The sequence below is a fragment of the Sphingopyxis sp. GW821-FHT10B01 genome, from assembly GCF_059415685.1.
The window spans coordinates 626,301-649,596 of record NZ_JBWKNS010000003.1; the positions used below are offsets into that span (position 1 = coordinate 626,301).

Below are 23,296 nucleotides of genomic sequence, written 5' to 3' on the forward strand. Positions count from 1 at the left end.
CCGGACGCGCTCGGGCGGGGAACCCCACGCAAGCGCGCCGATCCGGCGGTTGGCACAGGCCATGCAAGATGGAGCGAGAGCTTTTCGAACCGGCCGGAACAGGGAGCCTTATTCAATGACGCACAGCAGCAGGTCAGCCATCTTCCGTTTCGCCAAGCAGTGGCGCGCCGCCGCGATCGCGCTACTTGCAGGCGCCGTGCTCGCAAGCTGCGGATCGGGCAAGAAGGACGGCGACAAGGTCACCACCGTGACGATCGCGTCGATCGCCTATCCCTATCAGGGCAAGCAAGTCTTCACGGGGCTCAACGGCGTGGTCGCCGATCAGGGCTGGCTCAAGGACCAGCTCGCTAAAAAGGGGATCGAGCTCGTCTTCACACCGGTTTCGACCGCCGTGGGCGCCCCGGTGATCAATGAGGGCTTTTCGGGCAAGCGCATCGATTTCGCCTCGTACGGCGACTTCCCCGCGGCGATCGCCGTCGCGGGCGGCGTCCCGCTCAAGATCGTCGCGCCGGTGGGTCAGGGCCAGGACGTTTATCTGGTCGTGCGCAAGGGGCTGGCGGCCAAGAGCCTCGCCGATCTCAAGGGCAAGAGGATCGCGCTCCATCGCGGCCGGCCGTGGGAGCTTCCCTTTTCGAAGCTCGTCGACAGCAAGGGACTGAAGCTCGAGGACTTCAAGATCGTCAACATCAATCCGGCCGCGACGCCCGCGGCGCTGGAATCGGGAAGCGTCGACGCCGCAGTCCTCCTGTCCGACGGACTGCTGGTCGAGCAGAAGGGCATCGCCCGCGTCCTCTGGTCGACGCGCGAGGCGCCCACCGACTGGAAGATGCGCGCTGAGCTCTTCGCCCGCAAGGATTTCGTCGACGCGAACCCCGAGCTCACCCAGCTTGTCGTCGAAGCCTATGTCCGCGCTGCGGCCTGGTCGTCGGACGACGCCAACAAGGCGGCGGTCATCCGCAATGCGGCGCGCGGCGCGCTGCCCGTCGAGATCGTCGAGAAGGATTATGCCAACTCGAACATTGTGTGGCGCGAGCGCTTCTCACCGCTCTACACCCCGGCGCTGCGCACCCATTATCATTCGGTCGCCGACTATGCCTTCGAGCGCGGATTGATCCGGAACAAGGTCGATGCCGACGCGCTGTTCGACGACCGGTTCGTCACCAAGGCGCTGACCGACCTCAAGCTTGAGGATTTCTGGGCCCGGCCCGCGAAGGACGCAGGCTGATGGCGAGCCGGGCCGCCAACACACTACCTCCGGCCAGGCCGTTTCGGGCTTTGCGCCTGGACCGCCTCCCGGTCGGGGCCCTCCTTGCGCCGCTTCTGCTGCTCACACTTTGGCAGCTTCTTTGCCTCACCGGCGTCTTCCCGCCGCAGGTTCTGGTCCCGCCCAGCGGCGTTGCAAGAACGCTCGAGGAGATGGCGCTGTCGGGCGAACTCCAGCGGCATCTCGGCGACAGCATGCGCCGCCTTCTTCTCGGCTTTGCGATCGGCGCCTTTGCAGGGATGGCCTTTGGCGCGACGATTGCTCTCTCGCGGCTCGCCGAAGCCGCGCTGTCGCCGCTCTTCCTGACGCTCTGGCAGGTCCCGGTTATCGCTTTCGTGCCTATAATGGTGATGTTCCTCGGGATCGACGAACCCTTCAAGCTCGCGGTGGTCGCGATCGCCGCCTTCTTTCCGATGGCGCTCGCGACCTTCGACGGTATTCGCGGCGTCCCCAAGAGCTGGTTCGACGTCGCCAAAGTCTATCGCCTCAGCCTGTTCCAGCTGATCCGCCGCATCCTTCTGCCGGCAACGGTGCCCGCAGTCCTGACGGGCCTTCGGGTGTCGCTCACGCGCGCCTGGGTGGTGCTGGTTGCGGCCGAGCTGCTCGCCGCCGACAGCGGCCTCGGCCAGATGATGGAGATGGGACGCCAGCTGTTCCAGATCGACGTCGTTCTCGCCGGGGTGATCGTCACCGGCCTCGTCGGCTTCCTCCTCGATCGCGGCGCGCGCTGGGTCGAAAGCCATGCGACGCGCTGGAGGGCCGCATGACCGGCTTGCTTTCCCGCTTTCCGGTTCGGGTCGCGATCGGCCTCGTCGCCCCCGCCCTTCTGATCGTCTGGTGGCAATGGCAGACGAGCGCTCATATCGTCACCTTCGCGCCGCCCGCGGCGGTGGGCACCGCGCTGCTTGAACTGATACGCAGCGGCGATCTGCTCCGCGACACGCTCGCGACGCTGAAGCGCGCCTTCACCGGGCTCGCGATCGGCGTGCCGCTCGGCATCGCTGTCGGTATCGCGATGGGCATCTGGAAGCCGATCGACCGGCTGGTCGGTCCATTTCTTCATGCGCTGCGGCAGGTTCCGATGATCGGCTGGCTGCCGCTGATGGGCCTGTGGTTCGGCATGGGCACGACCACCGAACTCGCCGTCGTCAGCATGTCCTCCTTCTTCCCCTCGATGCTGAACAGCCATGCCGGCGTCGCGCAGGTCGAGAAGCGTTATATCGAGGTCGGGGGCATCTTCCGCTTCTCGGTCGCGCAGCGCATTCGCTACATCCTGCTCCCCGGCGCAATGCCGCTCGTGCTCACCGGCATCACGCAGGCGCTTGCCTTCGCCTGGATCGCGACGATTGGCACCGAGCTGCTCACCGGCGCAAATGCCGGCCTAGGCGTCGCGATGCAGCTCGCACAGGTCCAGCAGCGGCTCGACGTCATGCTCGTCATCATCGGCGTCACTGCCGCGCTCGGCTTCACCATCAACCAGCTGTTCCGCCAGCTCCGCCAGTCGCTCTTGCGCTGGCAACCTTCGGTCTGAAGATCAGGAGACATGTCTTGAGTGCCCACTCCCATGCCCGCGAAGACAAGCCCCCCGCACCGGTGCAGCGCGGCGCTCTCAGCGTCCGCGACCTCGACAAGAGTTTCCAGATCGGCGGCCGGCCGCACAAGGTGCTCGACGATATCAACCTCGACGTCCGTCCGGGGGAGTTCGTCAGCATCGTCGGCGCGTCGGGCTGCGGCAAGTCGACGCTACTAAGGCTGATCGTCGGCCTCGACACCGACTATAGCGGCGAGCTTCGCCTCGACGGCGAGCGGATCGCGACGACCAGCCTCGGTCGCGGCATCATCTTCCAGGATCACCGGCTGTTCCCGTGGATGACGCTCGAGCAGAATGTCGAACTCGCTCTGCTCAACACCGACACGCCGAAGGACCGGCGCGCCAAGATCGTCGCCGACCATATTGCACTGGTCAATCTCACCGGGTTCGAGAAAGCCTATCCGCACCAGCTTTCGGGCGGCATGGCGCAGCGCGCGGCGATCGCGCGCGCGCTCGTCACCGAACCGCGCCTCCTGTTGCTCGACGAGCCGCTCGGAGCACTCGACGCGCTGACGCGCGTCCATGTCCAGAACGAGCTCCAGCGCATCTGGATGACGCAGCGCTCGACGATGGTCATGGTGACACACGACGTCGAGGAAGCGCTGTATCTCGGCGACCGGGTGATCGTGATGTCGCCCAACCCGGGGCGCATTCGCCGCATCGTCGATGTCGACCTGCCGCATCCGCGCGACCGGCGTTCCCCGCTTCTTCACCGCCTGAAGGACGAGATCCTCGCCGAACTTACCTCGGGTGCCGACGCGGATGCCGCCGCCGACAATCTCGTTCACCTGCCAAGCCGGGAGCCCCGCTGATGAGCCGCATTTCCGATCACCCCGTCGACGCCCTGTTCACCAACCGCTGGTCGCCGCGCAGCTTCACCGGCGAGCCGGTGCCCGATGCGGTGCTGCAAAGCGCGTTCGAGGCGGCGCGCTGGGCGCCTTCGGCCTCCAACGCCCAGCCCTGGCGCTTCCTCGTTGCCCGGCCCGGCGACACAGTGTGGGAAGGCTATATCGAGCTGCTGGCCCCGAAGAACCGGCTTTGGGCATCGCGCGCCTCGGCGCTGATCCTCATTCTCTCGGCGTTGAAGCTTGAGCGCGGCGGCGCCGTCGTCGACAACAGCTCGCACAGCTTCGATGCCGGCGCGGCGTGGACGAACTTCGCGCACCAGGCCCTGCTGCTCGGCTGGCACACGCACGGCATCGGCGGGTTCGATCGCGTCGCCGCGCGCACGCGCCTCGGCATCCCTTATGATTATGAGATCGAGGCCTTTGTCGCACTCGGGCGTAAAGGCGAGCTCGCCGACCTCGATCCGCAATTCCACGCCGCCGAAGTCCCCAACGGCCGCCGTCCGCTCAGCGAGACGGTCTTTGCCGGATCGCTCGGAACCCCCGCCTTCGCGCAAGAAAGGAATGCCGCATGACGCTCGCCATTCACTGGCGGCTCGACCCCGCCGCCGACCGCCAGCGCTCCGAGCCCAGTCTCCAGTCGCCCCTGCCGGACTTCATCCGCGACCGCCGCGCGGCAAACCAGAACCGCTTCGACTATTATCTCCAGGTTGCCGAGGCCGCAGCCCAGACCGCCTTCGATGGGCTCTATATCCGGCACCGTATCCAGTCGGACGAGAGCCGGATCATTGCCGCGGTCGTCGCGCGTGCGGTGCCGCGCCTGCAGATCATCCCCGAGTTCCCGGCCTCCGTTGGCTCGGCGGTTTATGCCGCGAAGCAGGCGGCGACCTTCCAGCGCGGAACGCAGGGCCGCCTCGGCTGGGCGATCGCCCCGGACGCCGATCACCTCGGCCGCGAGCGCGAGAGCGACCCGCTCGGCGACGAGGAACTGAACGAGCGGCTCGACGAATTCCTCACCGTCGCACGCGGCGTACACGACCAGCGGCCGTTCAGCTTCAAGGGCCAATATTACGAGGTTCAGAACGGCGGCTTCGAAGCCCCGCTGACACGCTTCGCCTTTCCGCGCGTCTATCTGCAGGGCGAGGACGATGATGCGCTGGCGCTCTCGGCGCGCCATGCTGACGTGCATATCTTCCGTGCCGCGACTGCCGCCGAGCTTGCGGACAGCGTCGCGCGGCTGGACGTACTCGCCGCAGGCGAAGGGCGCCGCGTTGCTGCGGGGCTGATCCAGCCGCTTCTGGCGCGCAGCGACGCCGCACAGGCCGCGGAAGATGCATCGGGACGGACGCTGTCCCCCGGGGCGCTCGTGGGAAGCTACGACCAGGTGGCAGAGCAGCTCGCACACTTTGCCGATGCGGGAATAACCGAGCTGGTCCTAAGCGCCGCGCCCGACCTCGAGGAAGCTTATCGCACCGGACAGGAAGTGTTGCCGCGCCTCCGTGCGCTCACGGCGCGCGGCCGCAAGGCAGCGTAGGAGGACAGGATATGACGATCGACTTCTATTGGCGCCTGCCGACGCACGGCTGCCACAACAGCATCCAGACGAGCGGCTACGAACGCGGCGACTGGTCGCCGCTCGCCCCCGGCAACATCGCCCCGGGATTGGGCGCCAGCGGCGAGGCAGACGGCTTTGCCTATATCGACCATCTTGCCGAGATTGCGAAAGCGGCGGAGGCGGTTGGCTTTCAGGGCGGTCTCATCCCATCCTTTCCGAATACCGATGACCCATGGGTCATTTCACCGCTGCTGGCGCGCGAGACGAAGAGCTTTCGCTTCATGATCGCCTTTCAGCCTGGCTTCGGCAATCCGGTGCACACCGCGCGCGCAGCGGCGAGCCTCCAGCGCGCGACTGGCGGGCGGCTGCTCTTCAACATCATCACCGGCGGCGGCGGCCCCGCGCAGCTCTGGTGGGGCGACAGCTTTGCCCATGACGATCGCTATGGCCGCACGAGCGAGTTCCTCGATATCTTCCGCGGAATCTGGGAATCGTCCGACTTCTCCTATGACGGCCGCTTCTATCAGCTGAAGAATGGCGGTCTCCCGGCGATCCTTCGACGGGAAGAATTCCCCGAGATCTGGTTCTCGGGATCGTCCGACGCGGCGCTCCAGACCGCTTCGCGACACGCCGATTATTATCTGTCCTGGCTCGAACCCTTCGACCAGCTCGGCGACAAGTTCGCGCGCGTGAAGGAGCGTACCGCGGCACTCGGCGGCGAACAGAAATGCGCGGTCCGCGTCGACCTTGTCGCGCGCGCGACCGAGGAAGAAGCCTGGCGCGACATCCGCGCGGGGTTCGAGAATGTCAGCGAAGAGACGCGCCGACGCTGGCGCGGGCAAGCCACCGATTCGATCGGCGCGGCGCGGCAGGCGGCGCTGCGCCCGAGCGACGCACGCCATTATGAGGATCTGATCGTCGCGCCCAATCTGTGGGGCGGCTTCAACTTGCTGCGCGGCGGGCCGGCGCTCGGCATCGTCGGCAGCTACGAGCAATGCGCGGCGCAGCTCGACGAGCTGATCGCGCGCGGCGCGGACGCCTTCATCCTCGCCGGCACGCCGCATCTCGAAGAAGCCTACCGCGTCGGCGAAGAGGTGCTGCCGCTCCTCGGCCGACAGGCCGCGGCACTCCTGCAAGCGGCAGAATAACCGGACGACAGCCACGAAAAGGGGCGCCGGGAGAAATCCCGGCGCCCCTTTCTTGCGCGCATCCCGTTCCCGTCAGAAGCGGAAGACGACCGCGGCCCCTGCGGTCAGCGGATCCGCCCAAGCCACCGTATCGCCCGTCACCCCGAGCGCGGCATTGGCCGCCGGCAGCGCGTGGTTCAGATAGCGCACGTCGAAGAGATTGTTGATGAAGCCAGTGACGCTCACATTCTCGTCCTTCGTCGTGTAAGTGACCCGAAGATTGGTGATCGTGTAGGGCTTCTGCGTCAGATAATAGCGGTTTACCGGGTCCTGCGGCGTCACATAGTAGAATTGGCGAGACTGGTACCGCGCATCGGCCGCCAGCTCGAGCTTGCCGATATTGCCGAGCGCGAAGCTGTAGGAACCTCCGAAATTATAAGTCACTTTCGGCGCGCGCACAAAGCGTGCACCCGCAAGGTTGGCGCCGCCGTTCTGAACCTGAAACCGCGTATATTCGGTGTCGAGCAGACCGAGCGCCGCGTTGAAATTCAGGCCTTCCACCGGCTCGAGCGTCAGCTCGAACTCCGCGCCGTCGACCTTGGCCTTTTCGGCATTCTGCAGATAGGACACCGTCGCCCCGCCGACCGCACCGGGGTTTGGCCCGACGACATTCACCTGCACATCGTCATAATCATAATGGAAGGCGGTGGCGTTGAAGCCGACGCGGCCGTCGAACCAGCTCGACTTGTACCCGATCTCATATGCGTCGAGCTTCTCGGGCCGGACATCGGTCAGTGCGATCGCAAGTGTGGCCGCCGTATTGAAGCCGCCCGATTTCACGCCATGCGAGAATTTCGCATAGAGAAGATGATCGCGCGCGATCTTCCACGACGGCGTGATGTCATAGGTGAAGGCGTCCCATGTCTCCTTCAGCGAGTTGCTGAAGGTGCCGGGACCGCCATAGGTGCCCGTGTAGTTGTTCCACCATTGCGTGAGATTGCTCCAGGACGCCCCGGCCGCATTGGGCGAGGCACGGCGCACGAAATCGACTTCCTTGGTTTCCCGGCTCCAGCGGCCGCCGAGCGTCAGCTTGAGACTGTCGGTGAAGGCGAAGCTCGTGCTGCCGAACACCGCGCCGCTTTCGGCCTTGTGATTGTATGCCGTATCGCTGAAGGCCGCGGGGGCCGTGCCCGGCAGCGATGGCACCGAGCCCTGCGGCAGGGTCGCCGAGAAGGCGTTCGAATTGATGTCTTCGTTTAAATAGAAAAGCCCGACGATCCATGTAAACCGGTCGTCCTGCGGCGATGCCAGCCGCAGTTCCTGGCTCCACTGGCGAGAGCGCGCCTCGGTGTAGCCGCGCGAGATTTCGAGCGGCGTGTAATCGCTCTCGCCTGCCCCGCGCGTCTTGTATCGCTCATAGCCGGTGATCGAGGTCAGAGTGACACCGCCGAAATCCCAGTCGAGATGCAGCGATCCGCCAAGCTGGCTCGAGCGGCCATATTCGGGCGCGTTGGCGCTGATGTCGTTTATGCGCGTCGAAGGCGCATAGCCGCCCCGCACGACACCGCTCGGCACATAGCTTGCGGTGGTCCAATAGCTGCCGTCGGTGTCGTAATCGCGGTAATGGACGCTGAACAGCGCCTCGAAATTGTCGGTCGGCGCCGCGAGAAGCTGCCCGCGAACGACGACATCCTTCACAGCATTGGACTTCTCGCCCGTGAAGCGATTGTCGAACCGGCCGCCGCGATCGTCGAAACGGGCCGAGACACGCGCGGCCAGCCGATCCTCGACGAGTGCCGTGCCGACACCCGCCTCGAGGATCTTGTTGTCGTAGGTGCCATATTCGAGCTTAACATAATTATCGTCGTCTCCCGTCAGAGACGGGCGCTTCGAGATGACATTGATCGCACCGCCGGTCGTGTTCTTGCCCCATAACGTTCCCTGTGGACCGCGCAGCACTTCGACGCGCTCGATATCGAAGAGCGGCAGGCCGGTCGCACTTGCGTTGCTGATATAGACATCGTCGAGGTAAAAGCCGACCGGGTTGGCAAGATCGAGTTGCTGCTGCCCTGCCCCCACGCCGCGGATCCACCAGCGCGGACGCCCGTGCTGCTGCGTCCCCGCCGATGCGTTGGGAACAAGGTTCAGCACTTCATTGGCCGACCGGCCGAGCCCTCCGACCGTGAACTTCTCCGCTCCGATCGCAGTGACCGCAACAGGCACATCCTGGAGCCGCTCTTCGCGGCGCTGCGCGGTAACGACGATCACCGAGCCGGAATCGCCCGCATCGGCCGAAGCGGCATCGCCCGCCGCCTCAGCCTCTTCATTTGCATGCGCCGCGCCTGCTTGCCCTGCCGCCAAAAGGGCAGCGAGGCTGCAACCGAGGAGGCGCCGCGATTTGGACGCAAATGATTTCCTGGACACTGAGATTACCCCTTATCGTTGAAACGACCCGCATTTCGCGGAGCAGACAGGGGCGGAAACGCAAAGGGCGTGCCAGTCTTTTAAATAGATGATATAAAACGATAATATACGGACACCGGGATCGAGGGTGAACGAAACTGCACATCACGCAATGTCCTTGCTGCTGTATCCTCAACAGCGAGCGCACGCATTTTTCTCATGACGCGAGGCGGATGCGCAAGGGCAGTCGGACGGCTTCCAGCACCGAAATCTCAAAAATCGTACGTCGGCGAGCTACTCGGGCACAACGTCGGCTCGGGACCGATAGTCGTCGGGTAGATCCGGTGACCGGTCCCGAAAGCGGCCATCGAAATCAGAGATGCAGCTTCGGCAATATCTCTATGCGGCCTCGGTTCTCCACAATCACCTCGCCGTCCCGGAGCGCCACATACTCGACACCATGGTCTCTCGCCCAGTCAACAGCCTTGCTTGCGGCGGGCGCTTCCGGATGATCGGATTCATGGTGCGGGATAATCGTGTAGGGAAGAAGGCCCAGCCCTGTCTTCAACGGATCATTGGTGACATAGCCGGGCGCCGTTGCATCCGGCTCATCCATGACCGCCACCGCTTCCATTCGGTCACCCGCCACGCAAGCGCCAGCGCTCCAGCCTGCATAAACAACGTCGCTTTCGAGCAAATCTTCGAGAATGATGTCGAAACCGCTGTCGCGCATTGCCCGCCTCAGAAGAAAGCTGTTCCCACCCAGAGCCCAGACTACCTTATATTGTTTCAGGATGTCCGCGAGGTCCTGTCGGCGACCGAAATATCGCCTCAAGTCTAGCGACGACGGGTCAAAACCGTTGTGCAAAAAATAGGTCAAGGGATCGAATTTCGTTCTCGCGTGATTGAGCTGCGCATCCAACGGAATGGCATCAAGGGCATTTGTTATGACTGCCATTCTTGCACCCTGTCCTCCTGCCATGCTCAAAAGGCGCTCGCCGTGGTCGCCAAGCATGTAGGAGGAGAGATAAAGCATGTTCGGGTGGCTCCGTTTCACCGCGGCCTTAACATGCGCGAGAGCGTCCACCTTCAAAACATTTCTTTCGTTAGCGAACCGTCCTCCAACCACCTCATTTCTGCTATCCGCGCCGATCCGACCGCGTTGACTAAGGTTGGCCGAAAGCAGAAGTTCACTGTCATGAATAGTTCCCCCAAGGATACACGTTGAAGGCCCAACGTAGCGGTCGTCGCCATGTGTAAGCTCGACAAGAGCGGCGACGCCTGCATTGGCAGACGACTTGGGGCGAATCTCGCCCTCAGCGAAGCGGTGGGCCGAGCGCCCAAGCGACCACCGAGCCACGCGTGCCCGACTCAATTGGTGTCACGCGGTGTAGAAGCCCCGAGGGAAATACGATTGCGGCGCCGAGATCGCGAAAGCCCGGATCACGCCAAACATAGCCGTATTCGTCCTTGATCTCTAAATTGCCGCCTTCGTAAGCGCTTCCGGGCGTCAACGGCACAATGATGCTCAGCTTGCGCACAAGGCCTCGCCATTCGGCGCGCTCATCTTCATCGTAGATGCCGTCCTCGCTGTCTTTGTGCCAGTCAAAAAAGCCGCCGCGCTCGTAGCGGGTGAGCTGGGCGACTTGGATGCTACTGATGTCGTAGCGCCATATCTCGTGGTTCGCGATGTCGCATAGATACTGCATCAGCCCTAAGATCCAGTGCGGATGCTCGATGATCTGGACCGAGGATTGCCGCACGCTCGCGTCCACGCGTGATCCCTTGAGCGGCGAGTGAACCGTCGCCTGTCCGGGCGCGTCGAACTCGTCGAGCATCGCGGTGCAGACAGGTAGCGGCAACGCGCTGGGAAGTAGCCGGAAAATCTGGTTTCTTTGCAGCTTCACCGCTCGGCAATCGCGGAGTACTTTAGCGTTAATTCGTGGATGCGCGCGACATCTCGGTCTATCTCTGCTGCCGCTTCGAAGCGCGCATCGCGCTCATACAAGATGGCGGCCGGGAAGTGCCCGACCAGCGCTTCGAGGGCTTCCATCATCTCGTCGTCGATGCCATTAGCATGGGTATCAAAATAGACCCCGTCGTGATGCATGCCGCCCGAGACATGATAATATGCGGGTGCCGCTCCTAGCGCTGCCGGTTCGGTGCCGGCCGAACGATGGTTTCTGTGATTGGCGACAAAATTGGACAGATCAAACACGACGCTCGTGGGTTCAGACTCGATCAGCGTGCGCAGAAACGCAATCTCGTCGATCTCGTCTTGCGGATAATCGCCATACAAGGCGACATTCTCAACCGCGACCGAAAGCTGTAGTGCGTCGCAGAGCTTGGCCAGCCGGTCGCGCACGCCCGCGAGTAACGTGCGCGTATATGCGGGGCGAACAAACGCTTCGCCATGTGGCCCGGCAGCGAAGCCCGACGCCAGATGTCCGGAGAGCATGGTCGGCACAATGTCGAGCGATGCGATTCCCTCGCGCAGGGATGCGACGCAAGGTTCCTCTGCAGACAGTAGATTTAGCTCGGTACTGTGCAACACGATGGGCATGCCGCACGAAGCGAGTGTCTCTAGCAAATCGGCGGTCGCGGCATGCTTCATTGCAGCGAGCAGGTGCACTTCACAAAACCGGAGCCGGCCGGCGTCTGCCTCGGCAATGATCAGAGGCTTGAGCGGTGTCCGGCAGCCAAGTCCAATCCCCTCTAGGCCGGGTTTACGCATCGACCAGCACTTCGCCATCCTCGAGGAACCGGCCCATCTCCTCGATCGCGCCGATCGCCTGCCAGGGGATGAAGCACGCATCACGCATCGCCACACACAAGTATTCGTCATCCTCGCGCACGACGAACAGATGATGCTCTAGACGCGACAGTGCTTCATCGACGACTTCGCCGGACGCATCGAGCTCTGTAGCGCAGTGCGCATGCAGCGCTGCCCGGCGCTGCGGGCAATCACTCAACCGCAGCAGCGCGTCCTCAAGCTCGGACAGGCCGTAGCTATCGACGAGCCGGGTGAAGCGGCTATCGATCAGGCGCGGGCCAAGGCCACCGTGCGGGTCATAGACGAGATGTCCCGATTGCCGCTGCTCGCTCCAACACGCGGCGAAATGCTCAATCTCAGCGACATAGCTGCTTCTATCGAATGCGTCGGCGAAATCATATTCGAATGAGTTGACCAAGTCACATAGATCCGCGTCAACGAATGGGAACACGTATCGGAAGAAACGTGCCGGGCGCTTGCGATGGAAGCCAAGCGCTTCCGAGTTGTCGAACGACGGGCTGAATCGAGTTAAGCGCATCGCGGTCACCGTCTCGGGCGGGTTCAGGTGAACGAGCGCAGGCAGAAGGCGCAGCGTTTGCTCATAGTCTGCGGGCGTCTCGCCGGGAAATGCGTGAAGCAGGTTCCAGAAGGCCGTGATCCCGGCCTCGCGGCAAAATTTGAGACAGGCAATGTTGTTGAGCGCCGATATTCCCTTGTTCATGATGCCAAGCACGCGTGAGCTCAGGCTCTCGATGCCGGGCTGGAGGTAGATGAAGCCAGCCGCGCGATATTCTTGGACTTGGTGCCGGCTGAGGTTGGCCTTGATTTCGGCGTGAAAGGTCACTGGCAGCGGTTCGCGCGCGAGGCGCTCAAACAGGGGGCGCATTATCTTGGGGCTGACAATATTGTCGGTAAACGCGAAATGGCTGATACCGAAACGCTTGACCAACTCGCTCAACTCGCGGTGAATGCGATCGGGGCTCTTGGTACGATAGCTCATGTCTGCGCCGTTCAGGCCGCAGAAAACGCAATGGTGTCGCTCGCCCCACCAGCAGCCACGCGATCCCTCGATTGGGAAGGCGAGTTCCTTGCGCGGCAGTGGCTCGAAGCGATCGATCTCGTCGAAAAAGTCGGAATAATCTGGCTCGGGAAGCGAATCGAGCGTGCGCACCGGTTCATGCTGTACTTGGGCAATATCGCCGGCGCCGAACCGTGTCCAAACGCCAGCTATCGGCACGTCCGCACCGTTGACTCGCGCCTCGACATAGCGCGCGAACGCGACATCCGCCTCGCCGTCGAAGACGAGGTCGATGATCGGGAACAACTCAAGGAGCTTGCGCCCGACCTGGCCTTCGCACAGCGGTCCGCCGAATAGGATTTCGCCCTGGTAGCCGTTGCGGCGCAAGCGATGCGCGAGCGCCAGACTTGGGCCAAGCTGGTAGAAGACCGCGCTGAAACCGACCGCGTCGTACAGCGACCAGTCGACTGCCAATTCGCATTCGTCGAGGAAGTCGGGCGCAACCTCTGCGACGCGCAGGAAGTCGGGGATGTGCTCGCGGAACGGGTTCGAGTCGGCCGCCTGCCGGAACAACTCGCCGAAGGCCTCAACCGAGGGCAGCGCTTCAGGAAAGATATCGCGGTTAAACATCCACTCGCCTGAATGCATGACACCGGCGAGTTCCGAGATCACCCGCGCCATCTCGTTGTAGCTGCACCCCACGAGCGGCGACTCTACGGGTAGCCGGGCTCTTAGGAATCGGAACCACCAGTCGTTGGCATAAATGACGTCGCAGCGCTCCACGCCGCTCGCGAGCGCCTGCGCCTTAAGCAAGGCCAAGCCAATTGCCGCATTGTTAGGACGCCTCCATGGCATGGAGACGAGCGCGATCCGCATTCCGTCAGGCTACTCTCGTGCTTGGCGGATCGTGGATGATCATGCCGCAGGAGATGAAGTCGACGATCGCGCTTAGATCCTTCGGAACCCGACCCACGTAGTCCTGCTTCGCGGCGTCGAGATCCTTGACCGAGAAATCGAAGCCCTTCTCAGCGATGAACTTTGACCTGCCAACATGGCCGTAATCTCGGGTCGCGTTGAGCAGCTCGAAGCGGAAGTCCGCGTCGCTTTGCAACAGCTTGATGAACTCCCGGGCGCTATCTACACTCATACAGCCTCCTTGAGACGGCGTATTCCAGCAAATAGTGGCATGAACAATCACGCGTTCTGAATGATTGCACGGACCACATGCTATGTCCAGTTCCCGCGAGACAATGGCCGAAGAATTAGACCAAGCCGCGCTTCATCGGTTGCTCAAGTACTTGCTAGAGCTTCAGGTTGCTGTGGAGAGGGACGTCGACAGCGTCGCGGACATTAGATCGGAGCTTCTTTGTCGCGATTATGTGATGCGGAACGGGCCAGTGATGCTCCTCGGCCTTGTCGGCGGCCAGCCGGCCATTGCCCGCTGGACTTTCGATATGCTGGCAAATCGGCTGGGTGGCATGACGATCGAGGTTTCGGCCGCGCGCGAGGGACAGCCCGATTACGAGTGGTGCTACGCCCGCCACCGCTACCAATTGTAGGCGCTCTGCGATACCGAAACCGAGACCAACGATGTGTATTACCCGTCGAGATCGGCGGCAAGCGGCATGACCGCGCCGGGATGCTCACGCGGGGTATGCGGACGCTTGTTCACAGTCCAGGGACATAGTCCAACACAGCGAATAAGCAGCTTGAATGTCCGATCATCGAAATGACGTTGCGAGTGTCATCCAATGTCCGCTTCCAGGCAAGCACCGGCGTAGCTTCGACGACCGAGATCGGGCGCAAAGCTGACTTATGGTGGTTGCTTAATAAACTGCAGCAGGATCCGACGCGAGCAGCCGAGAGGCGATCCCCACGTCGCCCTCAAATGACGCTAGCTCCGGCGCTGTCCAAACAGCGGCTTCAGAACTTTTGCGTTACCTTCGCGCAAGACATCCAATTGATCTGACCAGTGCTGCATCATGCGAATGCGCTCATCCCAATATTGCCCGCGCGTATAAGCACGGCGCACGCCGTTCGTATCCATGTGTGCCAGCTGGCGCTCGATCGCGTCTGGATTGAACTGCCCGGATTCGTTGAGGAGCGTCGCCGCCATCGCGCGAAAGCCATGCGCGGTCATCTCTTCCTTCCCGAAACCCAGCGCCCGGAGCGCAGCGTTAACGGTGTTCTCGGACATGGGTCGCTGCGGCGTCCGAAAGGACGGGAAGCAATATCTGCCCGTACCGGTCAGGTCGTATAATTCTTCGAACAAGGCAACGGCCTGGCTCGAAAGCGGAACATGGTGCGGGCGCCGCATCTTCATCTTGTGATCGGGAATATTCCAGACCGGCCGCTCGAAATCGAACTCCGTCCACTCGGCCTGGCGTAATTCACCGGGCCGGACGAAGAGATGAGCTGAAAGGCGGAGGGCGAACAACGTGATCGCATGACCCGTATAGCCTTCGATCGCGCGCATGAGCTCGCCAGCCCCCTTCTCGGTGGTGATCGCGGCGAGATGCTTGGCCTTCGTAACCGTTAGCGCCCCCCGAAGGTCGCCTGCCGGATCGCGCTCGGCGCGCGCAGTTGCGATGGCATAGCGAAAGACCCGACTCAGGACGCTGCGCATTCGGCGCGCGCTTTCGTAGCGGCCGGTCGCTTCGACCGCGCGCAGCACGACCAGCACTTCCTGCGCGGTAATCTTGGAGACCGCGCGATTGCCGATCTTGGGGTAGGCTTTGGCGAGCAACCAGCGGATCTTACTCAGCGTGATCTCCGCCATGCCTTCGCGCTCGTTCTTCGCGATCCATTCGTCCGCGACCAGCTTGAAGCTATTATCCTCGGAAACGGCCGCCCGCGCCTGTTCGAGCTTTCGCTCGTGCGAAGGATCGAGGCCGGCGGCGACCTGGCGCCGCGCCTCCTCACGCTTCACCCGCGCGTCTGCCAGGCTGACCTCGGGCCAGGCACCGAACGCCAGCGTCCGGTAGCGGCCGAGATACTTGTAGTTCATCCGCAGAAGAGGACTCGAAACGCCCTTTTTTCGCTCATAAAACTGCCGTTTTTGAGCAGCACTACAATGCGATACCCCCATCGATACCCCACAACTTTTTTGCTGTAGAGGTTCGAGTCCCAAAAGCGCCATGCCACCTCTTTTCGCGCAGCCGATTCGCGACCTCTACAATCAAGCAAAGTGCCGCGGACGCATATGATGCAGACAGCGTCCGCCGACTATCGCCACGCTTTCCGCGATACTGCCAGTTGATTTGCCTGGGCCGAGATCGCGGCACGAGTTCAAGCGAAGGTCGACCTTCGGCATTTCGAGCTCATGTGGATGGTTAGGACAGTCTTGGCCGGTTGCGGTCAGGTAGCTTTTGGGACCCAGCAAGGCAGAAGCAGCCTAACTGACCGCTCAATGCTTCTTCGCGACCGACAAAGGAAAGCCTGCCAAATTCTGGCCGACAACCCACGCTGCAATGTCGGCCGCCGCCCGATGGTTGACAGGCTCTCCCAAGATTAGAATGCGGTAGAACAATGGAGCCGCTCCAAGCTCCAAAACTGCGCGCGCCGAGACCCCTTCCCCGACTTCGCCTCTCGCGATCGCACGCGTCACGATCTGTCCGCTTGCTGCAAATCGCTCGCTCCAGAATTCCTCCCGCGCTTTCGCGGTTTGATCATCGCTATCCACGCGCACGCTCATGATATGGAAGAGGTTCCGCATAATGGGATCGGCGAGTACCCGTGCAATGCTCGCCAATAGCTCCGCAAGATCTCCCTCGAATGACCCCGTATCGGGTGTCGGCACCTTCGCCTGCATCTCTCCCAGCATGATATCGAGTAGGAGCTCGGACTTCGTGGGCCATCGACGATAAATGGTTGTCCGGTTCACTCCGGCGCGCACCGCGATATCGGGTATCTCGACGCCTTCGTATCCTCGTTCGACCAGCAACTCGAATGCGGCTTTCCTGACCGCGGCAACAACCGCGGCGGCACGCCCGCCCGGCCTTGCGCGGGTCAACTGCTCGCATTCGGACACCAATTCCTTCGGCTTCTTGCCCGTTCCCGTCATACCTCTTGCCCATTCACACTAATGCAACTATGGTTGCTTTTATAACATAGACGCCGAAGGGGCTACAGGCAAATGACGATCGACCCAGAAATCTTCATCGAAGGCGAACGGATTGCCCCCGACCGCGTCGCGGACTGGGAACGGCGTAGCGCGGCCAAAGCGCTCCGACGACTGGGCGCTCCGTCAGATAGCCAAGACCTTGAGCGGCTCAGGCAGCAGTTGCTTGAGCGCAAACACGCGCTCGGCCACGGCGGCATCCGCGCGCTCCTACGGCGAGAGCTTGCGCTGTCCGATATGGTAGCGCGTCTCGTCGCGTGGGCGTCTCGCGGTCGTCGCGCCTACAGCGTGATCGAAATCGTCTCGCCGGTCGGAACTGCGAAGGCGTTCGCAAACTGGTTCGAGGAGGTCGCGCGGCTGAACCGCGAAGATGTGATGATCGCGGCCCTGCCCGAGCACTATCTGATCGCGACCGACGCCGCGGACCGCCAAGAGGTGATCGAGACGAATGGCGGCGCGCCGATGGCGGCACGTTTCTTTGTAGATTATGCAGACCTGTCGAGCCTGAGGTCAGAGCCCGATCCCGACTACCCGGTGCAGGTGGCGGGCGTGGCTCGGGCACCGAACGGCGCCGCAATCGGCGGGGTCCGCCATCAGTTTCGAAATGAAGGCACGGGCTTCCGCGCAAAGCTGACGGTCGAACTCCCGTCGCTTATCATGCCGTCGGTCGTGACCGGCCACCGCTGGCACCTCGCATGCGAGTTTTCGAACTGGATTCGTGCGGCGATTGCGGAACTTCATCCGAAATAGACTGGTAGCTTCTGGCCGCTTACGGACCGTCCGGTTTTGCCTTTGATTCCAAGATAGCCGACATTCGCCAAGGCCCCGCGGGGACAACGAAGGACAACCAGTTCTTTCCCTTGTCGCCGTAAGTTCAGATCCTTAGGAACTGAAATGCAAACCGCTCAAAATTAGAGATAATCGATGGCGATATCGCTCTACGACCTAAGTGTGCCCACCTTCCTGCAGACCGTGCGGGCTGTAGGAATATTCCTTGATCGCGCGGTCATGCATTGCGCCGAGGAGGGCACTGATCCCAACGAGTTCGTGAACGCGCGCCTCTATTATGATATGGCGCCCTTCCATTTTCAGGTCGAAGCAGCATGCCATCACAGCGTTTGGGGAGTGGAGGCTCTGAGGACCGGCGCCTTCAATCCTCCCGCCTTGGTAGGGCCTGTTCCCTTCACTGACCTACAGGCGATGATCAGCAATGCACAAGGGGCGTTGGAGGCGTTCACCCCCGACGAGGTCAACGGTTGGTCCGGGAAGGAACTGAACATCGAGCTTCATAGACCGCTCAACGAAAATGATACCTGGACGCCGTGGGATCCGCGGACCTTGGCTTTCACAGCCGAGACCTTTCTCTTGTCTTTCTCAATGCCGAATTTCCACTTCCACGCGGTGACCGCCTACGACATCCTGCGTTCGCGGGGCGTCCAGATTGGCAAGCGTGATTATGAAGGTCGGCTGCGCAACAGGTCACCCTAAACCAAACGCTCACTTCCTTGTGCAAAACGCTTGATAAACAGCCGCTTCACCCTTTTAAGCTCTTCGAATGGTTTAGACGCCGTGCCTCTCTCCGCCCTGGGGAAAGGCCAGCAGAGCCCGCCATCAAGCCAGAGCTGGTCGGGGACAGGCTGCTGGGCGCTTGACGCCTATCGATATCGCGGCGATTGGCCCGTAGCGGCCGATTGCGGTCGAAGCCGGAGTGACGCGTGATCGACCTCTCAACCCTTTTGCTCGCCGCCGGAGCGGGCGTGCTGGGCGGCGCCATGAATGCCCTCGCCGGCGGCGGCACGTTCGCGACGCTGCCCGCGCTCATCGCGCTCGGGCTTCCGGCAAATATCGCCAATGCGACCTCGAACGTCGCGCTGCTCCCCGGGGCCGGTACGAGCGCCTGGGCGTATCGGAACGAACTCGGGCCCGTCGCCGGGATCCCGGTCCGATTGCTCGCGGGGTTGACCTTTGTCTTCGGGCTTGTCGGGAGCCTGCTTCTCGTCATCACGCCGACCGAGACCTTTGACATGCTCATCCCGTGGCTGCTGCTTTTCGCCTTTGCGGTGATGGCTTTCGGCAAGCGGGCGGCCGATTGGCTTCACGCCCGCGTGACCATCGGACGGCCAACGCTCCTCGCCGCGCAGGCATTGCTCGGGATATATGGCGGCTATTTCGGCGGCGGCGTCGGCCTCATCACGACTGCACTCTATGGCCTTCTGGCGAATATCCAGCCACGCGAGATGTTCGCGATCCGCACGGCGATGCTGGCAGTCGCGAACCTCGCAGCCGCGTTTATTTTCATCGGTTTTGCCATGGTGTGGTGGTGGGCTTGCCTGCCGATGCTTGTCGGCTCGATTATCGGCGGGTGGCTGGGCGCGTTGATCGGAAAGCGCCTGACGCCCAGTGCTGTCCGTATCTGGACGCTGCTGATCACGGGGGTCACCACGATCGTTTTCTTCGCGCGCGCGTACGGCGGGTAGTTGATATGCGCGGGGCGCTTTTGGCCGAAAGAGGTCCGGCTGGTTGCGAGGCAAAATGTGCAAAGCGGACATGCGGCGTGTCTCTCATCGTCTCTTGCCATCGACCGAGGGCATATCGCACGTCGTTTCCTCGACTGCGCACACACCGCGAAACCAACCGCGTCCGGTCTTGACCTGTCCCATCGACATAGCCGAATCCATTTGCTGCTGCGGACCGGTGTCGACATCGAGTAACGCCCATTCCCGATCGCAAGATAGGATACGCTCGATTCGAGGCCAATCTTCGAGTTCTATCGCCAAGCGGCCGACGGAATGGGGCCGCTCATAGCCATGTCTCGACTGGACGGCGAAACGAACCGAATCCGCAGGGATCCAACCTACGCCCCGATAGATCGGGCGAACGGGCCTCCCTTCGTTTACATTGTAATCATCCGACGCGTCGCTGATTTTCAACCACCCGTTTCTGGCGCCGATGATCCGAAAGGTGACACTGTATTCATATTCCGCGCCACCGGTCGGCAGAAGTCCCACGTGTCGCGCTGTATTCACCGGCTTGGCCCGGACGACTATGCCCTCCCGGATAGCGTTGTTGGTCCAACCACCCAATCTACATTTGGTCGAGCCTTTCGGTACCGGAATCTCTGCGCCTTGCGCATAGGCAAAACCGCACGGCATCAGCTGCGTGGCCGTTATAGCGGCCAACGCCATGCAGCTACAGTTACGCATACCGACAAACCCTCCCGTTCATTCTACCGGGCGACAATCGCGAATTTGCCCAGCCGAACAGTGAATGATCCGCGTTTAGGCATCCAGAGCTGAGGGCATCGAAATGCGGTTATCGGCCGAATGCATCATCGCACGATATCCTCCGTCACCCGAAAATATGTGCCGTCACGGCGATTCCCGCCCGAACAATGTCGGTTGATTACATTTGGGGGCAGAACGGCAAGGCGCAGGATCGATCCCTCGCGCTCGACCGCGATTCTGCGCTCGATCCAGAACGGATCGTTGGCAACAATCCGATCGCCGTGCGCTTCGCCCATACCGTTAGCCGCGCAGGAGGATCCGTAGAAATCGTCAGCATCGACCGAAAATTTCCCATCCGGGTTTTGCGCGATTCTGACGATGCCGAGATAGTTCTCCCACTGCCCTGTCAGACCAGGCGGAGAATTGGCGATGATCCGGTCCAGGAAGCTTAGCCGTGACTCCATCTGTTCCTGAAGCTCGCTATATTCGTCACTGAACAAATCTCCCGTGCGTGATCGTCCGAAGTGTGCGTGGACGGCACGTTGATATTCTCGCTGATCATGTCGCAGTGCCGCGACCCCTCCGACGTCAAGCATGCCGAGCAAAGTCTTATAGTGGTGCGCGATTTCTATATCGATCTTCGCGAGAGCGGTATCAATGCAGATCGCCCGGTCGACCCCATTTTCCGCGTTGGCGCAATTGAACGAGGGGCGCGGCGCCTCTGGCTGGGGGGCCGTCGCTGCCGCGTTTTGAATTTGTGCCGTCAGACAGAGTGCCAAAGCCGAAGTGATCGGACACAACAGAGATGATATTTCCATTTCGGTCCAGTTTTGTCATCTAACACGCCCCTCCTGAACTCCGTATTTCATGCAGGGATGCGCTGGCGCGTCTTCGAAATGGGCGATGCGCAAAATCGCTCCGTCGCGAGAACCGTTTCGGTACCGCCCCGGTCTTGCCGGCGCTATCGCAATTCGGCCACCAACTCGGCGGTCATCGCGTCAATCTCCGACTTGATCTGCTCGGGTGTGCGACCATTGTCATTGCCGACATAATTGCCTTCACCATAGCCGAGCCCCGAACAGAGCGGCAATCGCCACAGCCGACACTGGCCAACGGGGCCGTTCTTGCCGCAATCCTCCATCGCCAGCCGTGCCGCGAAGCGCGGATCGGTGTCACGCCCGCGATAGGTGGCGCGGTTGGTATCGATGACGATTGCCTGACATTCGTCAACGAACCCGCCGAGCGAAACACATGCCTTGCCCGTCTGTTGCTCGCAGTATTCGAGCGCCATATTGAGCCCGTTCTCTGGATTGTAATTCCAGTTGGACGAATAAAGCTGGGTGCGGCCAACGTCGGTGACATGCACGCCATACAGCTTTGGCCGGACATAGGGCATCATCTGGATCTGCGGCATCGCGGAACCCTGCGGCGCGCTCTGTGGCGCTTGCTGCGATCCCCTGCAAATCGGCACCGGCGGCGCGCCCGGAGCCGGCGTGTGCATGCCGATCACCGTTTCGCCCGGTCCCGGACCCGACGGACAGATATGGTCATACGCTGCAGCCGGGTTCGACGGCACAAATGGCAAAAGCAGGCCGAGCGGCGCCAACGCCGCGAACGCGAGGAAACGCCGGTTTGCGGGAAAGGCCATCCTGTCCTCCATCGTTTGCCGCGCCTATTCGCAGCAGCGGTCGGGGTCGTCCGACGCATCGAGTGCGACAAGAAGGCCGACTCCCGCAACGAGTGCCAGCCCCCCTAAGACAGCGGCAACAGTTCCAGCATCGGACAGATTGCTTCGTCCCTTTCCCGATACACGTCCGCCGGGGGCGTAACGCGACGACGCGAAGCGCTGCCCCGCCAGCAAAAAATGCGGCGTACGTTCATCCCCCGTCAAACCGAATTCAAGTCCTTCGCCAAAGCGCCACGCGGGTCCGCGCAGCCCCGACCCTTCGCTCCGCTGCATCGGCGCCACCGTCAGGCTCGCCCGGACTTCCTTGCCACTCTCCCGGGCTCCGCCCAGCGGGATGCGGAGCCGCGCGCCGACGAAGCTGCCCACCGAAACCGGACCGGCACCGTTCATATGTGCAGCGCCTTCAATCGTCTGGGCATGAAGCGGTGCGGTAGAGGTAGCGGCCAACGCCACGGCAAGTATCGATTTTCTCATTTACGATCCATTCCAATGAATTGACTGTTGTTGCTTGAAGACTGGAAACTCGATTGGATTTAACAAAGGGCCAGGAGCCATCGTTCTGCCCGCCCCTCTCACTTCTCGGGCCGGCAATCGCCAAGGTAGAAGGTCGTGCGCGACGCGCGATACTCGAGAAATTTGCCGGTCAACCTGATACGCTCGCCCTTGCTCAGGCTGAGCGCATAGGCGGCTTGATCCTTCGCCATCATGCATTGAATGTCGACCTTGAATTGCGCCGCGCCGGGGCCGGGCGTGAAGAGCAGTTTGCCGGGATCCGGAATGTCGAAGGCGACACGATATTCGGCGCCATCTTGCGCCGCATAATCGAATTTACCCGATACGGTGAAGGACTTGCCGGCGTAGCGCAGTGGTATCGCCGCGGGCTTGTCCTTCATTTCGCCCGCCAGCCGCTGCGACAACGCCAGCGCATCGATTTTGGTCGAGGGGGCCGGCACGACCGCCGCATTGCCCGCTATGATGCCGGCCTTACCCCCGCGCAAGCGCGACAAGAGCGCACACATGTCGCGTCTGAACGTCTTTTCGCCGACGATCGATCCCTTGTTGAATTTGGCGAGCAGTTCGACCCGGCTACCGCCCGCCTCGCGTGTCGCGGTAAAAATGAACGGAATCGCGCGATGCGTCGTACTCTGGGGCATCTCCAGCAGCATGCTCCCGCCAGCGGGATTCGCCGTGAGCACGTCGAGCTTTTCCGAAGGAGCGAGCGCCCGCATCTGGTTCACCGCACTCTCCGGGGTCAGATCGGGCACGGCGAGCACCGCAGTATAGCGCGGCCCCGAAAGGACATTGCCACTGACCTTGAAGTCGTCTTCGCACTTGGAGGCCTGCGCCGTTCCCGGAAAGCACAGGCAGAGTAGAACGGCCAGTTTTCCAAAGATCCGCGCGCGCCATCGCATTTTGGGGCTAAGTGCGGGCGCTGAGCTCGCACCAGGCGTAATCGCAGAAGCAAGGAATCGCCAACTGGCCGTCGCTCTGAACATCGCAAGACTTCCCGTCGTTGCCGCGACTTCCGAACATTCGGAAAGTCGCTTTCCCAACAATATCTTGGCAGCCCACGGAGCTCGTTTCACTAGCACAGATGCACTAGATGCCCACCCTGCGGATCGATGTAGAGGTGTGCGCCATGGACATCGATAAACCTGCCACGATCCACCGCCCAATTGACCCCAGCCC

24 protein-coding genes are annotated in these 23,296 nt (G+C 62.0%); 11 read left to right on the forward strand and 13 right to left on the reverse strand.

Features of this window, described 5'->3' with window-relative positions; genetic code table 11:
* Positions 1-115: 115 nt before the first annotated feature.
* The 7 genes from AC07NV_RS11775 to AC07NV_RS11805 are packed head-to-tail and all read left to right on the forward strand — an operon-like array spanning position 116 to position 6,403.
* Entirely contained in the window at positions 116-1,225 is a 1,110-nt protein-coding gene (locus tag AC07NV_RS11775) for an ABC transporter substrate-binding protein (RefSeq protein WP_495166534.1), read from the forward strand.
* On the forward strand, positions 1,225-2,031 hold the full coding sequence (locus tag AC07NV_RS11780) for an ABC transporter permease (protein WP_495166535.1): 807 nt from the start codon (positions 1,225-1,227) through the stop codon (positions 2,029-2,031). The genes AC07NV_RS11775 and AC07NV_RS11780 overlap by 1 nt, the downstream gene beginning before the upstream one ends.
* Complete coding sequence (locus AC07NV_RS11785; protein WP_495166536.1) at positions 2,028-2,795, forward strand: ABC transporter permease; 768 nt, start codon at positions 2,028-2,030, stop codon at positions 2,793-2,795. Before AC07NV_RS11780 ends, AC07NV_RS11785 begins: the two co-directional genes overlap by 4 nt.
* 17 nt (positions 2,796-2,812) lie before the next feature.
* Complete coding sequence (locus tag AC07NV_RS11790; protein ID WP_495166537.1) at positions 2,813-3,667, forward strand: ABC transporter ATP-binding protein; 855 nt, start codon at positions 2,813-2,815, stop codon at positions 3,665-3,667.
* Positions 3,667-4,275: a nitroreductase family protein gene (locus AC07NV_RS11795; RefSeq protein ID WP_495166538.1), complete on the forward strand. Its 609-nt coding sequence runs from the start codon at positions 3,667-3,669 to the stop codon at positions 4,273-4,275. Before AC07NV_RS11790 ends, AC07NV_RS11795 begins: the two co-directional genes overlap by 1 nt.
* On the forward strand, positions 4,272-5,234 hold the full coding sequence (locus AC07NV_RS11800; protein ID WP_495166539.1) for an LLM class flavin-dependent oxidoreductase: 963 nt from the start codon (positions 4,272-4,274) through the stop codon (positions 5,232-5,234). The genes AC07NV_RS11795 and AC07NV_RS11800 overlap by 4 nt, the downstream gene beginning before the upstream one ends.
* Before the next feature lie 11 nt (positions 5,235-5,245).
* Positions 5,246-6,403, forward strand: coding sequence for an LLM class flavin-dependent oxidoreductase (locus tag AC07NV_RS11805; RefSeq protein ID WP_495166540.1), 1,158 nt, complete (start codon positions 5,246-5,248; stop codon positions 6,401-6,403).
* Between the two features lie 72 nt (positions 6,404-6,475).
* Here AC07NV_RS11805 and AC07NV_RS11810 read toward each other — a convergent pair whose 3' ends face one another.
* The 6 genes from AC07NV_RS11810 to AC07NV_RS11835 all read right to left on the reverse strand — a co-directional run bounded on the left by AC07NV_RS11810 (position 6,476) and on the right by AC07NV_RS11835 (position 13,723).
* Positions 6,476-8,806 (reverse strand): TonB-dependent receptor, encoded by a 2,331-nt coding sequence (locus AC07NV_RS11810; RefSeq protein ID WP_495166541.1) that lies wholly within the window; start codon positions 8,804-8,806, stop codon positions 6,476-6,478.
* A 352-nt stretch (positions 8,807-9,158) separates the two neighbouring features.
* Positions 9,159-9,821 carry a Type 1 glutamine amidotransferase-like domain-containing protein gene (locus AC07NV_RS11815; protein WP_495166542.1) on the reverse strand — a complete coding sequence of 221 codons (663 nt, stop codon included), beginning with the start codon at positions 9,819-9,821 and terminating at the stop codon, positions 9,159-9,161.
* A 280-nt stretch (positions 9,822-10,101) separates the two neighbouring features.
* On the reverse strand, positions 10,102-10,692 hold the full coding sequence (locus AC07NV_RS11820; protein ID WP_495166543.1) for a 2OG-Fe(II) oxygenase: 591 nt from the start codon (positions 10,690-10,692) through the stop codon (positions 10,102-10,104).
* Positions 10,689-11,519: a multinuclear nonheme iron-dependent oxidase gene (locus AC07NV_RS11825; protein ID WP_495166544.1), complete on the reverse strand. Its 831-nt coding sequence runs from the start codon at positions 11,517-11,519 to the stop codon at positions 10,689-10,691. The genes AC07NV_RS11820 and AC07NV_RS11825 overlap by 4 nt, the downstream gene beginning before the upstream one ends.
* A complete protein-coding gene (locus AC07NV_RS11830; protein ID WP_495166545.1) occupies positions 11,512-13,452 on the reverse strand; it encodes a RiPP maturation radical SAM C-methyltransferase in 1,941 nt (646 codons plus the stop codon). Before AC07NV_RS11830 ends, AC07NV_RS11825 begins: the two co-directional genes overlap by 8 nt.
* Before the next feature lie 4 nt (positions 13,453-13,456).
* Positions 13,457-13,723, reverse strand: coding sequence for a Nif11-like leader peptide family natural product precursor (locus AC07NV_RS11835; protein ID WP_495166546.1), 267 nt, complete (start codon positions 13,721-13,723; stop codon positions 13,457-13,459).
* 103 nt (positions 13,724-13,826) lie between these two features.
* On the opposite strand from AC07NV_RS11835, the gene AC07NV_RS11840 reads away from it, so the two are divergent.
* The gene (locus AC07NV_RS11840) at positions 13,827-14,135 is read left to right on the forward strand and encodes a hypothetical protein (RefSeq protein ID WP_495166547.1); all 309 of its coding nucleotides are present in this window, start codon (positions 13,827-13,829) and stop codon (positions 14,133-14,135) included.
* A gap of 335 nt (positions 14,136-14,470) precedes the next feature.
* Here the strand turns inward: AC07NV_RS11840 and AC07NV_RS11845 are convergent, their stop codons facing one another.
* Positions 14,471-15,715 (reverse strand): tyrosine-type recombinase/integrase, encoded by a 1,245-nt coding sequence (locus tag AC07NV_RS11845; protein ID WP_495166548.1) that lies wholly within the window; start codon positions 15,713-15,715, stop codon positions 14,471-14,473.
* Positions 15,716-15,982: 267 nt separating this feature from the next.
* A complete protein-coding gene (locus AC07NV_RS11850; RefSeq protein ID WP_495166549.1) occupies positions 15,983-16,639 on the reverse strand; it encodes a TetR/AcrR family transcriptional regulator in 657 nt (218 codons plus the stop codon).
* Between the two features lie 72 nt (positions 16,640-16,711).
* Between AC07NV_RS11850 and AC07NV_RS11855 the strand changes: the two genes are divergently transcribed.
* The 3 genes from AC07NV_RS11855 to AC07NV_RS11865 all read left to right on the forward strand — a co-directional run bounded on the left by AC07NV_RS11855 (position 16,712) and on the right by AC07NV_RS11865 (position 19,173).
* Positions 16,712-17,446: a hypothetical protein gene (locus AC07NV_RS11855; protein WP_495166550.1), complete on the forward strand. Its 735-nt coding sequence runs from the start codon at positions 16,712-16,714 to the stop codon at positions 17,444-17,446.
* A 174-nt stretch (positions 17,447-17,620) separates the two neighbouring features.
* Positions 17,621-18,184, forward strand: coding sequence for a DUF1993 domain-containing protein (locus AC07NV_RS11860; protein ID WP_495166551.1), 564 nt, complete (start codon positions 17,621-17,623; stop codon positions 18,182-18,184).
* 227 nt (positions 18,185-18,411) lie between these two features.
* Positions 18,412-19,173, forward strand: coding sequence for a sulfite exporter TauE/SafE family protein (locus AC07NV_RS11865; RefSeq protein ID WP_495166552.1), 762 nt, complete (start codon positions 18,412-18,414; stop codon positions 19,171-19,173).
* 84 nt (positions 19,174-19,257) lie between these two features.
* Here AC07NV_RS11865 and AC07NV_RS11870 read toward each other — a convergent pair whose 3' ends face one another.
* From AC07NV_RS11870 to AC07NV_RS11890, 5 genes are all read right to left on the reverse strand, one after another.
* Entirely contained in the window at positions 19,258-19,881 is a 624-nt protein-coding gene (locus AC07NV_RS11870; RefSeq protein ID WP_495166553.1) for a hypothetical protein, read from the reverse strand.
* 143 nt (positions 19,882-20,024) lie between these two features.
* The gene (locus AC07NV_RS11875) at positions 20,025-20,738 is read right to left on the reverse strand and encodes a lysozyme inhibitor LprI family protein (RefSeq protein ID WP_495166554.1); all 714 of its coding nucleotides are present in this window, start codon (positions 20,736-20,738) and stop codon (positions 20,025-20,027) included.
* A gap of 143 nt (positions 20,739-20,881) precedes the next feature.
* Positions 20,882-21,568, reverse strand: a complete 687-nt coding sequence (locus tag AC07NV_RS11880) for a DUF4189 domain-containing protein (protein WP_495166555.1) — start codon at positions 21,566-21,568, stop codon at positions 20,882-20,884.
* Between the two features lie 24 nt (positions 21,569-21,592).
* Entirely contained in the window at positions 21,593-22,081 is a 489-nt protein-coding gene (locus AC07NV_RS11885) for a hypothetical protein (protein ID WP_495166556.1), read from the reverse strand.
* Positions 22,082-22,179: 98 nt separating this feature from the next.
* A complete protein-coding gene (locus tag AC07NV_RS11890; RefSeq protein WP_495166557.1) occupies positions 22,180-23,019 on the reverse strand; it encodes a hypothetical protein in 840 nt (279 codons plus the stop codon).
* Positions 23,020-23,296: the final 277 nt, after the last annotated feature.

Excerpts from the sequence above, each read along its gene's own strand:
- AC07NV_RS11775 (WP_495166534.1), top strand. The coding sequence starts at position 116 with ATGACGCACAGCAGCAGGTCAGCCATCTTCCGTTTCGCCAAGCAGTGG.
- AC07NV_RS11780 (WP_495166535.1), top strand. The coding sequence starts at position 1,225 with ATGGCGAGCCGGGCCGCCAACACACTACCTCCGGCCAGGCCGTTTCGG.
- AC07NV_RS11785 (WP_495166536.1), top strand. The coding sequence starts at position 2,028 with ATGACCGGCTTGCTTTCCCGCTTTCCGGTTCGGGTCGCGATCGGCCTC.
- AC07NV_RS11795 (WP_495166538.1), top strand. The coding sequence starts at position 3,667 with ATGAGCCGCATTTCCGATCACCCCGTCGACGCCCTGTTCACCAACCGC.
- AC07NV_RS11800 (WP_495166539.1), top strand. The coding sequence starts at position 4,272 with ATGACGCTCGCCATTCACTGGCGGCTCGACCCCGCCGCCGACCGCCAG.
- AC07NV_RS11805 (WP_495166540.1), top strand. The coding sequence starts at position 5,246 with ATGACGATCGACTTCTATTGGCGCCTGCCGACGCACGGCTGCCACAAC.
- AC07NV_RS11815 (WP_495166542.1), bottom strand. The coding sequence starts at position 9,821 with ATGCTTTATCTCTCCTCCTACATGCTTGGCGACCACGGCGAGCGCCTT.
- AC07NV_RS11825 (WP_495166544.1), bottom strand. The coding sequence starts at position 11,519 with ATGCGTAAACCCGGCCTAGAGGGGATTGGACTTGGCTGCCGGACACCG.
- AC07NV_RS11830 (WP_495166545.1), bottom strand. The coding sequence starts at position 13,452 with ATGCGGATCGCGCTCGTCTCCATGCCATGGAGGCGTCCTAACAATGCG.
- AC07NV_RS11835 (WP_495166546.1), bottom strand. The coding sequence starts at position 13,723 with ATGAGTGTAGATAGCGCCCGGGAGTTCATCAAGCTGTTGCAAAGCGAC.
- AC07NV_RS11840 (WP_495166547.1), top strand. The coding sequence starts at position 13,827 with ATGGCCGAAGAATTAGACCAAGCCGCGCTTCATCGGTTGCTCAAGTAC.
- AC07NV_RS11845 (WP_495166548.1), bottom strand. The coding sequence starts at position 15,715 with ATGGCGCTTTTGGGACTCGAACCTCTACAGCAAAAAAGTTGTGGGGTA.
- AC07NV_RS11850 (WP_495166549.1), bottom strand. The coding sequence starts at position 16,639 with ATGACGGGAACGGGCAAGAAGCCGAAGGAATTGGTGTCCGAATGCGAG.
- AC07NV_RS11855 (WP_495166550.1), top strand. The coding sequence starts at position 16,712 with ATGACGATCGACCCAGAAATCTTCATCGAAGGCGAACGGATTGCCCCC.
- AC07NV_RS11860 (WP_495166551.1), top strand. The coding sequence starts at position 17,621 with ATGGCGATATCGCTCTACGACCTAAGTGTGCCCACCTTCCTGCAGACC.
- AC07NV_RS11870 (WP_495166553.1), bottom strand. The coding sequence starts at position 19,881 with ATGGCGTTGGCCGCTATAACGGCCACGCAGCTGATGCCGTGCGGTTTT.
- AC07NV_RS11875 (WP_495166554.1), bottom strand. The coding sequence starts at position 20,738 with ATGGAAATATCATCTCTGTTGTGTCCGATCACTTCGGCTTTGGCACTC.
- AC07NV_RS11880 (WP_495166555.1), bottom strand. The coding sequence starts at position 21,568 with ATGGCCTTTCCCGCAAACCGGCGTTTCCTCGCGTTCGCGGCGTTGGCG.
- AC07NV_RS11885 (WP_495166556.1), bottom strand. The coding sequence starts at position 22,081 with ATGAGAAAATCGATACTTGCCGTGGCGTTGGCCGCTACCTCTACCGCA.
- AC07NV_RS11890 (WP_495166557.1), bottom strand. The coding sequence starts at position 23,019 with ATGCGATGGCGCGCGCGGATCTTTGGAAAACTGGCCGTTCTACTCTGC.